The sequence below is a fragment of the Vibrio sp. GLN_1 genome (assembly GCF_043106015.1).
Lineage (GTDB): Bacteria > Pseudomonadota > Gammaproteobacteria > Enterobacterales > Vibrionaceae > Vibrio > Vibrio parahaemolyticus.
The window spans coordinates 1-2,176 of sequence record NZ_JBICMD010000015.1; the positions used below are offsets into that span (position 1 = coordinate 1).

Below are 2,176 nucleotides of genomic sequence, written 5' to 3' on the forward strand. Positions count from 1 at the left end.
ATTAGGTCATCTAGCCTTTCTTCCGCAGGTTTTGTTCTTGGTTTTTTAGGGGGTAATGTCATAGGGTTTGTCTCTTAATATCTTGTGCTAAAAGCAAATCTGATAGGGGTATCATAGCACTTAATATTGATATGCTAAAACTTAGCTCGCTGGTAGCTTCGCTATTTTAACTATCTTTTTGGTGCTTCTATAAAAAGATAAAATAAATACAATCAATAAAACATACATTATCGCACCAATCATCCATATCCAGCCATCCCAACTTGCCAGTGTTTGACCAAAAATAAAGCTAAATAATAATGGGCCGATCACCCCCGTCGTATTGGTTAAGCTGACTAGAACGCCTTGTAGCTTACCTTGGTTAGTTTGATTGACTTGAGCTGACATTAACCCCTGTAAGGCTGGTAGCGCAATACTGCCGCCGGCGAGTAAGATTAATGTAGGGTAAATCATCCAACCCTTTGTCAATAATGACAAAATAATGAATGCTGCTCCATCAACAACAAAGCCCACAATAATCGTCACTTTTTCATTGAATTTCTTGGCGATTGCGCCCGCTACAAATGCTTGGAACAAGGCATGCATGATGCCTAACCCCGCTAAAGATAGGCCGATCTCCATACTGCCCCATTGAAAACGATGTTCCGTAAATAACACCCATGTCGTTGCTGGAATTTGCCCTATCATTTGAGTCATAAAAAAGATAAATAACAATAGTATGACTGGCTTGATCACTTGCAGGAAAGGTCGCGAATTTTCTGCTGTTTCTGTGGTGTTTTTTTCAGTATTTTTGATTTTATTATCTTTAAATATCAACATAATAACTAAAAAAGAGAGCGCATTTAAAATGGCAGCAATAATAAAAGGAAGATGAGCTGAGAATTGCCCTGTAAAGCCGCCAATTGCAGGGCCAGAGATTAACCCGACACCAAAAGCCGCCCCTAAGCGTCCAAACCACTTAGTACGCTCTTGTGAAGCAGTATTGTCAGCAATAACAGAAGCGGCGACCGCACCTGTTGCGCCAGTAACTCCAGAAATTAATCGCCCAACGTATAGCATCCAAAGTGAGCTAGATAATGCAAGCAAAGTGTAATCCACAGCAGCGCCTGCAAGAGATAGTAGTAATATTGGTCGGCGCCCGAATTTATCAGACCATTTGCCAAGTAGAGGAGCAAAAAAAACCTGCATGATGGCATACAGTGCCAGCAGGATACCGTAATGATTTGCTAAATTTTCAGCCGACACGTATTCACGTAACAATGTAGGCAATACAGGCATGATCAAGCCGATCCCCATAGCATCTAGGGCGGTGATCGTTAAAGCGGTGATCGCAAATTTATTCATCGTTTTTTCTCTATCATTGATAGAGTTGGAATATATCCCTATCAGTGATAGAGTGTCAATAGAAAAAAAGAGAGGGCAGTATGGCGCGATTAGATAAAGAAACCATCATCACAGTGGCATTAGAGTTGCTAAATGAAGTGGGAATGGAAGGGCTGACAACGCGAAAACTAGCTCAAAAACTGGGCGTAGAGCAGCCTACACTATATTGGCATGTGAAGAACAAGCGCACATTGTTGGATGCATTATCTGTTGAAATGCTAAAGCGTAATCATCGTCATTCATTACCCGCAGTTGGGGAAACGTGGCAACAATTTTTACGTAATAATGCATTGAGCTTTCGTGATGCATTATTAAGTTACCGTGATGGCGCAAAAGTGCATTTAGGGACTCGCCCGAGTTCAGACCAATATGACACCGTAGAAATGCAGTTGCAGTTTATGGTGGACAATGGTTTTTCATTAAAATGTGGGTTATATGCAATAAGCGCGGTTGGTCATTTTACGTTAGGTTCTGTGTTAGAGCAGCAAGAACATATCGCAGCACTTAATGATAGGCAACAAATAGCAGATGATACGATGCCTCGACTATTAAAAGATGCTTTGCAAATTATGGATCAAGATGATGGCACAGAGGCTTTTTTATTTGGTTTAGAAGCATTGATTAATGGTTTCGAAAAGCAGTGATAAGGTGTCTGTGTTTTTAGGCTCGCACAATAGGGGGGATTTGTGCGAGTGGTGGATTTATTTAGAACATTGTTTTTCAATTTGGCGTTTTTGTTCTACCAATTTTTTAGCTGTTGCCATCGCGAGTTGTTCATCGGCTTGCATTTTTG

The 2,176-nt window shown here is 40.9% G+C and carries 2 protein-coding genes; one reads left to right on the forward strand and one right to left on the reverse strand.

The window, feature by feature from the left end:
- Positions 1–141 precede the first annotated feature (141 nt).
- Complete coding sequence (gene tet(59), locus ACF8OV_RS07755; protein WP_001031679.1) at positions 142–1,344, reverse strand: tetracycline efflux MFS transporter Tet(59); 1,203 nt, start codon at positions 1,342–1,344, stop codon at positions 142–144.
- An 80-nt stretch (positions 1,345–1,424) separates the two neighbouring features.
- Here tet(59) and tetR point away from each other — a divergent pair, with 80 nt between their 5' ends.
- On the forward strand, positions 1,425–2,027 hold the full coding sequence (tetR, locus tag ACF8OV_RS07760) for a tetracycline resistance transcriptional repressor TetR (RefSeq protein ID WP_000113092.1): 603 nt from the start codon (positions 1,425–1,427) through the stop codon (positions 2,025–2,027).
- Positions 2,028–2,176: the final 149 nt, after the last annotated feature.